Below are 7,069 nucleotides of genomic sequence, written 5' to 3' on the forward strand. Positions count from 1 at the left end.
CCTAGTAGTACGACCCCGAGGTGCCGATGACCCCGAAGTACAGCACGAGCATGAAGATTCCGGTGATCGCGGCAAGCCCAGAGAGCACCAGAGCCGTGATACCGAACCCCTTGCCGCGAGGCTGACGCAGAGCGAAGACGCCAAGAACGATGCCAGCAGCAGCAACGATCAGCCCGAAGAAGGGCACCCATCCGGACAGGAAAGCGACGATCCCCACGATCAGGGCGGCGATGGCAATCCCACCGGGGCCGGCGGTGGGCGTCATACCGGGATGCGCGTAAGCCGAAGGTCCCATGTAGCTGGGGTACTGCGGCGAGGGGCCACCGGGGATGGCCGTACCGGGATATGCCACGGGCACGTTCGGATCGGGGTACTGAGGAGTGCCGTACTGGGGAGTGCCGTACTGGGGAGTGCCGTACTGGGGTGCGCCATATTGTGGCGCACCGTAAGGCGGCTGGGCACCCTGAGGCTGCTGATACGGAGGCTGTTGCGGCTGTGGCGCAGGCTGCTGATACGGAGGCTGTTGCGGTGCCGACTGCTGCGGTGCCGGGTACTGCGTCGCGGGATACTGCGCCGGTGGGTACTGCGCTGGTTGCGGGTACACGGGCGGCTGCGGGCTGGGTTCGCTCTGGGGCGGCACCACGTGCTCGGACTCGTTCGACATGTGTGCTCCTCCGATATTCCAGCGCCGTTCGTCCCCCGCGCTGATTCTGCTGTCACCACTATCCTCGCACGCGGATGCTTCGCGCCTCGAGGCTGTGCCTCTAGGCTGTTGCCGTGACAGGGTCGGGGGCGGTCGAAGGCGCGGCCGAGCGCGCGCCAGTTGATGCAGCGTCCGCGTCGAAGCGCACCCGCTGGATCACCGCTGTCTCCGACCGCGTACCCGCGAAGTGGCTCGGAGGCATCGCGACCGGCATTGTGCTGGCCGCAACCGCTGCATTTGGTGGCCTCGCGTCGGTCCCCGTGCCCGCGCTCCCCGAACTGGTCGCCGGCGAGACATTCACCGGAGCGAGCCTCGAAATGACGGTCGAGCAGGCGAGCATCCTCGATGAGCGGCGCGAGACCGGCGTGACCGCGGCCGAAGGTGAACGCCTGCTCGTCCTCACCGTCGAGGTGACGAACATAGACGATGAGCCCCGCCCCGCAATTAGCGATGGAAGCGTCTCCGAAATTCGCATCGACGGCGTAGGAGACGTAAAGCCGACGATCGCGCGCCTAGACGATGGCACAACCTTTCCGTGGCTGCAGTCGGGTGTTCCCGCCGAACTCACGCTCACGTGGGCCGTGCCCACCTCGCTCTTCGTCGACCGCGATGACGTACGAATCGCCCTGTACACCGCGACCAAGAAGACCGGATCATTCGTCATTACCGGCACGTTTTGGGACGACATCACGACCGGTGCTCATCTGACGATCCCGGTCGACGATCTCGACATGGCGGCGGGTGGATGAAGCGCTATCTGCCATGGATCATCACGGTCGCGCTTCTCGGAGCGGCCTGGATGGTTGCTTTCGCTGCGCCGAAGGACGACATGACGCTCACGCCGTTCACCGTGACCACCCAAATGGACGAAGAAGTAGTGGCTCGCGACTTTGCCCTCACCGTGCACGACATCCGAGCGGCGCGCACTGCGACCGCACCGAACGACTGGCGGGCTGAGGGCACCTGGCTGCTCGTCGATCTCGAAGCTGAGGCCACGCTCACCCAGGAAGGAACGCTTCTGAACGGAGCAACGCTCACAATCGGCGAGCGCACGATCCGAGCGAGTGAGCGGATGCCGTCGATGATGGAGCATCGACTCGTCCCTGGCATCCCCTATCGCGGAACCCTTGCGTTTGAGCTCCCTGACGGCGCTCTCACCGGTACTGGCATCCTTCGACTGTCGACCAATGACGACACTCGCGGTGACTCGGTCGCAGAGATGCGGATCGATCTGGACAGTCTCAACATTGAAGACGTAGCCGCCATCCACGACACCGAGTGGGGTCGGGGATGAACGGCTGGTGGCGGAGAAACGCGGTGGCACTCGCAGCCCTCGTCGTTCTCGTCCCCACAACGGTCTTCGTCATTGGCGGTAACGAATGGCAGGACTACTTTCTTTACCGCTCGACAGTTCCGATCGATGCGAATGCCGATGGGACGGTCGAACTCGACGACACGACATGGGGTCCCGCGCGCTCGGCGGAGTTGGATGACACCTCCGCATACACAGTGCCCGCTGGCGTGCGTGTGATCGTCGTTGCCGTCGCTGTGGACCCGCACGGTGAACCGCCGGGATGCCTGTCGCCGCAACTCGTCGAGCAGAGCACGGGGCGACAGTGGAACGAGATGCGCAGCGAACTCGGCATCCCGTACTCGTCCGAAGAGTCGTCATCGTGCATTGTCGCCACGGATGATGAGCCGGTTATTGATCCCTACGAGCTCATACTGGCGTTCGGGGTGCCAGACGACGCCGAGGGACCGTTCTGGGTCGAAGTCTCACCCACCGACGCGATCCCGTACTTGGCTCGGTTCTCGATCGATCCCTGAGCGCTCTGCTCCGCCGCGGCGTCCGTGGGGGCTACGGCATCCACGGCATCCATGTGACGCCGCTGTGCGCCGAGGGCGCGGTCGTAAGCCGCTGCCACGAGGCTGATGCGAACGGGCTCGAAGATCAGCGACGCCACGAGAGCGATCAAGACATCTGCGACTCCCCAGAACTCGAACAGGTCGTGCGGCCCGAGAAGACGCACGATCACGAACTCGAGGAGTCCGTGTCCGGCGAGGACGACTGTGTACAGCAGCACGAAACTGGCGATCAGCACCGGGCCTGCCCGCCACATCAGTCCGATCGCGTTCAGGATGGGAGTGAATCGTCCTGTGAAATCTGCACCGAGTTCGCGCAAGATGCGTCGCGCGCGGCTCGGCACCCACTTCAGGCGTTCTTGGCTCCGGGTAAACAGTCGATGGTTGGTCCAGGGCTTCTCCGCGGCGATCGCCTGTCCGTAGATCACACCGGCGATCGCGAGCCATGCCAGCGGTTCGGCCAACAGCCCTGCGACTTCGCCGATGAACCACTCGAGGCCGTCCCAGATCCAGGCGACTGGCCTGAGCTGCTCGCCCACCCATGCGCGTAGCTGGATGACCCACTGCATCCCCACTCTGGTGTCGGCCCAGCCCCCGACCGCGTCGAATGCGATGCGGATGAGGAAAAGCGAAAAGCACACCCAGACCGCTTCGAAGTACACCGCAACCAGCGAGAGAGCTTTGGGCAGCTTTGCTGACCAGCGTTTCCAGGCCCAACGGCCCGCATAGGCGCCGACGATGATGAGCGCGGTTGTCATGTTGAGGCTCAGTTCGTTCGCGAACTCGAGATCCGGCAGCTCAACACCGTCGACCAGGGCCTGAAATCGGACTCCGCTGTTCACCTCTAACGCCTTGGTCGTGTAGTCCACGACATCGTCGCGCAGCATCCCCCACGCGGTATAGATCGCGAAGAATGGCAGGATGCTCGCGAGCAGCGTGTTCACGAACGTTCGTCGTCGCTCTGCCGCGGCATCCGGAACCGGGGCGATGCCCTGCAACTCACGCAGTCCGTCACGGATGACGAGGAACATCGCCACGAAGCTGATCAGCCGCGCGAGGATCGCGAGCGGCAGAATCAGGAAGCCACCGACCGAACTCCAGGCGCCGACGTAGCCGGCGACCTCGATGCCGACATAGTGCACGAGCCGACCAGCCAGGAACCAGGCCAGCATCACCGGCCAGTGCCGCAGGAGCACGCGACCGGTCGAGGCGAGGATGGTCAGCACGTGCCCACGTTAGCGCGCGTGAGTCTGCAGCGACTAGCCCCGAGTCACGCCAGAGTCACTCCCAGAGGCTGGGGGCTTCGGCGCGGGTCGGCGGGAGCGCGGACGCCACGGCCCACTCGTGCACCCAGGACGCGACGTCCGGCAGGCCTTCGGGCCGACCGACCGCGGCGAACAGCTCCTGGTGCGAGAGGGTGCCACCGGCGCGCTTGAGCATGCGAGCCCGGATAATGGCGCGGGCGTAGATCTCACCGTTGACGACAGCGCGGTGCTCGAGGTAGATGGCTTTGTCATCGTGGCCGAGCAGGCGCGACTCGATATCGAAGCGCTGCCAGAGCTCCAGCGACTTGCGGAACGTCACCGTCTCGGCCGACACCACCGCGTACCAATCGTTGCGTTTCATCGCCTCGGCCATCCCGGTGCGCACCAGCAAATCCCAGCGTCCGAGGTCGAACAGCGACAGATAGCGACCGTTGTTCATGTGACGAAGGACGTCAAGATCGGTAGGCAGAGTCGTCACGCGAATGCGTCCGACCTCGCTGGGCGAGAGATGCCCTTCTCGACGCAGACGGCGTCGTGCACTCCACATCACAAGCAGGGTTCGCCAGATCACGTTCACGAGTTCTGATAGTAGCCACCGTCGCATGAACTGCGAACTCCGTTGTCGGTATCCCACAGCCCCGCCCCTCGATTTCCCGTTCGCTCGGGGCGCGCGTAGAGTCGCGGCATGAGCGCCGAAGCCCAGCCTGAAGTCATCATCCGTCCGGTCCGCGATGTGGATGCGGAGGCTCTGGGTCGCGTGCACGCACAGTGCTGGCACGAGACCTACGACCACCTGATCAGCAAGGCCGCTCTAGAGCGGGTGTCCCCTCGTCGCATGGCAGAGCTGTGGACACACTGGGCTGCGCAGGGCGAAGACTTCACCATGCGCGCAGCGCTGGTCGACGGTGAGATCGTCGGTTTCGTCGGCTCTGGACCTGCCCGCGATAAGGATGCTCCGGCGTTCCGCGAGCTGTACTTCATCTACCTGCTCGGCGAGTACCACTCCACGGGCCTCGGACAGAAGCTGTTCGAGGCGGCCGTTGAGCAGGACGAGCCGCTGTACCTCTGGGTCGCAGAAGACAACCCCCGCGCGCACCGCTTCTACGCACGCAACGGTTTCTCACTCGACGGCACCAGCCACACCGAGCCGTTCCTGGGCGAGACGCTGACCGAAGTCCGCTTCGTGCGCTGACGCTTCCTGCCGCTCCCTGAGCCTGTCGAAGGGTCGGCAGGCTCACTGCGGTCGCGGCGTCGACTCGATGAACTGCAACAGTTCCGACGTGAACACGTCGTTGTCGTCACCCGCGATCATGTGACCGGCTGAGCCCACTTCGACGGACTGCGCGTGCGGGATGAGTTCACGCATCTCCTGCAGGCCGGCGTCGCTGACGATGTCCGAGTGGCCGCCGCGCACGAGAAGCGTGGGCACAGTGATGTTTCTGGCCGCTGATTTCGCGCGCTCATAACGAATCTCGAGTTCTGGTTCGCTGCCGCGCTGAAGAACTCGGGGGTCCCAGTGCCAGTGCCACCGGCCGTCCTCACGCTGCACAAGATTCTTGCGCAGGCCGTCCAGAGACTTCGGGCGGGGCCTGTGCGGGTTGTATGCCGCGATGGCGTCGGATGCGTCTTCCAACGTCGCGAAACCGTTCGGGGCGCTGTGCATGAACGCTTGGATCTTGTCCGAGCCCTCTGATTCGATGCGTGCGACGATGTCGACCAGCACGAGGGCGCGTGCCAGCGGGCCACGCTCGCCCTCGGCGATGAGTGAGGTCATGCCACCCATCGATGCACCGACGAGCACCGGAGCCTGACCGATGACGTCGACTATGGCGGCTGCATCATCAACCAGCTTCGAGATCGAGTAATCACCGTCCGGCGAACGGCCACTCTCCCCATGCCCGCGTGCGTCAAAGCTCCAGACCGACCAGCCCGCTTCTGCCAGCCATTCACCGGTGCGCCGCCACGAGTGTCGGCGCTGCCCACCGCCGTGCAGCAGCAGCACGGACCCTTTTGAATTCGAGGCGGCCGGCCAGTGGTCACCGGCGAGCTCGATCCCACCGCTGCTGACTCGCACCTGCTGCGGTGATCCTGACGCGGTTCCCATCAGCGCGCGGAGACGTTTCCGAACAGCTTCGCGATCGGGGCCAGCACCAGCGGTCGGGCTGCGACCCACGCGGCAGCGATGACTACGAGCGATGCCACGAGCATCCAGAATCCGGTCCAGTTATCCGCATACGCAGTCGGGTCTGTCGAGCCCTGGGCTGCGTACATGTGGTTCAGGTTGCGCAGCGCCCCGGTGGTGAGCACGAGCGCGACGTGGATGAAGATGAACACAACGAAGTAGAGCATCACCGGGAAGTGCAGGGCGCGCGCCCACTCGACCGGGTACAGCTTGTTGAGCTTCGTGGCGTTCTTCGGCCACAGGCCACTCATCCTGACACCGGTGATGGCGGCGAGCGGCGCTGCGATAAAGATCGTCGCACCGTAGGCGATCTGCTGCAGCGAGTTGTAGTTGACCCAGCCGTTCTCCGTCGGCCAGTCCAGCGAGATGTACTGCAGCACCGCCGAGAGCGCGTTCGGGATGACCTCCCAGCTGGTGGGGATCACCCGCATCCACTGCCCGGTTGCGAACAGAAGCACGACGAATACGATGCCGTTCACGAGCCACAGGATGTCGAGCGCCTGGTGGAACCACAGCGTCAGACTGATCTTGGTCTTGTTGTTGCCTCGTGCTGTCCAGAACGCCGTCGGACGCTTGTCGTTACGCACGCTGAGTCCGGTGCGGATGATCAGCACCATCAGGAACACGTTGAAGAAGTGCTGCCAGCCGAGCCACGCTGGGAAACCTACCGGCGCCCCTTCGGGCAGGTGATATTCGCCAGGGTAGGTCTGCAAGAAGTCCTGCATGCCAGCGAGGCTCAGCAGCCACCGCACGAACAGGACTGCCATTGCCGCGGCACCCAGCAGGCCGATACCTCCGACGATGACGGTGCCAGCCCACTGACCCTTGGTGAAGGGCCCGATGCGCTGCGGCTCTGGCGCCGGCTGCGGGTGGTAATTGGCATTCTTGCCCGGGAAGACGGTGCGTTGAAACGGCAGCGGCGTGCTCACGTCAATCTGTGCGAGCGCGGCCTGCGGTGTCGGGTCAGACTCGACAGATGCTACGACGGATGCGGTTTCGGCTGGCGATGCGGGTGCGGCTGGCTCACCAGACGCGGCCGGCGCGCTCGCGGCGCTC

Annotated in this window: 9 protein-coding genes; 4 read left to right on the plus strand and 5 right to left on the minus strand. The window is 64.6% G+C overall.

Going from position 1 to position 7,069, the window contains the following annotated elements:
* Position 1: 1 nt before the first annotated feature.
* Positions 2-664, minus strand: a complete 663-nt coding sequence (locus DC31_RS18020; protein WP_152545323.1) for a DUF4190 domain-containing protein — start codon at positions 662-664, stop codon at positions 2-4.
* A 113-nt stretch (positions 665-777) separates the two neighbouring features.
* On the opposite strand from DC31_RS18020, the gene DC31_RS03160 reads away from it, so the two are divergent.
* Genes DC31_RS03160 through DC31_RS18025 form a run of 3 tightly spaced genes read left to right on the plus strand, consistent with a single transcriptional unit; the run spans position 778 to position 2,530 of the window.
* On the plus strand, positions 778-1,452 hold the full coding sequence (locus DC31_RS03160) for a hypothetical protein (RefSeq protein WP_051606352.1): 675 nt from the start codon (positions 778-780) through the stop codon (positions 1,450-1,452).
* Positions 1,449-1,997, plus strand: coding sequence for a hypothetical protein (locus DC31_RS03165; RefSeq protein WP_051606353.1), 549 nt, complete (start codon positions 1,449-1,451; stop codon positions 1,995-1,997). Before DC31_RS03160 ends, DC31_RS03165 begins: the two co-directional genes overlap by 4 nt.
* A gap of 23 nt (positions 1,998-2,020) precedes the next feature.
* Complete coding sequence (locus DC31_RS18025) at positions 2,021-2,530, plus strand: hypothetical protein (protein ID WP_152545324.1); 510 nt, start codon at positions 2,021-2,023, stop codon at positions 2,528-2,530.
* Here the strand turns inward: DC31_RS18025 and DC31_RS03170 are convergent.
* Positions 2,416-3,792, minus strand: coding sequence for a hypothetical protein (locus DC31_RS03170; protein ID WP_036276832.1), 1,377 nt, complete (start codon positions 3,790-3,792; stop codon positions 2,416-2,418). The genes DC31_RS18025 and DC31_RS03170 overlap by 115 nt on opposite strands.
* A gap of 55 nt (positions 3,793-3,847) precedes the next feature.
* The gene (locus DC31_RS03175; protein ID WP_036276972.1) at positions 3,848-4,408 is read right to left on the minus strand and encodes an acyl-CoA thioesterase; all 561 of its coding nucleotides are present in this window, start codon (positions 4,406-4,408) and stop codon (positions 3,848-3,850) included.
* A gap of 108 nt (positions 4,409-4,516) precedes the next feature.
* Between DC31_RS03175 and DC31_RS03180 the strand changes: the two genes are divergently transcribed.
* Positions 4,517-5,023 (plus strand): GNAT family N-acetyltransferase, encoded by a 507-nt coding sequence (locus tag DC31_RS03180; protein WP_036276834.1) that lies wholly within the window; start codon positions 4,517-4,519, stop codon positions 5,021-5,023.
* Between the two features lie 42 nt (positions 5,024-5,065).
* Here DC31_RS03180 and DC31_RS03185 read toward each other — a convergent pair whose 3' ends face one another.
* Both DC31_RS03185 and DC31_RS03190 read right to left on the minus strand, forming a co-directional pair.
* Positions 5,066-5,935 (minus strand): alpha/beta fold hydrolase, encoded by an 870-nt coding sequence (locus DC31_RS03185; protein ID WP_051606356.1) that lies wholly within the window; start codon positions 5,933-5,935, stop codon positions 5,066-5,068.
* The coding region (locus DC31_RS03190; RefSeq protein WP_036276836.1) for a cytochrome b/b6 domain-containing protein at positions 5,935-7,069 on the minus strand (1,135 nt) is incomplete at its 5' end. The genes DC31_RS03190 and DC31_RS03185, both read right to left, overlap by 1 nt.

This window comes from Microbacterium sp. CH12i (assembly GCF_000685355.1).
Taxonomy (GTDB): domain Bacteria; phylum Actinomycetota; class Actinomycetes; order Actinomycetales; family Microbacteriaceae; genus Microbacterium.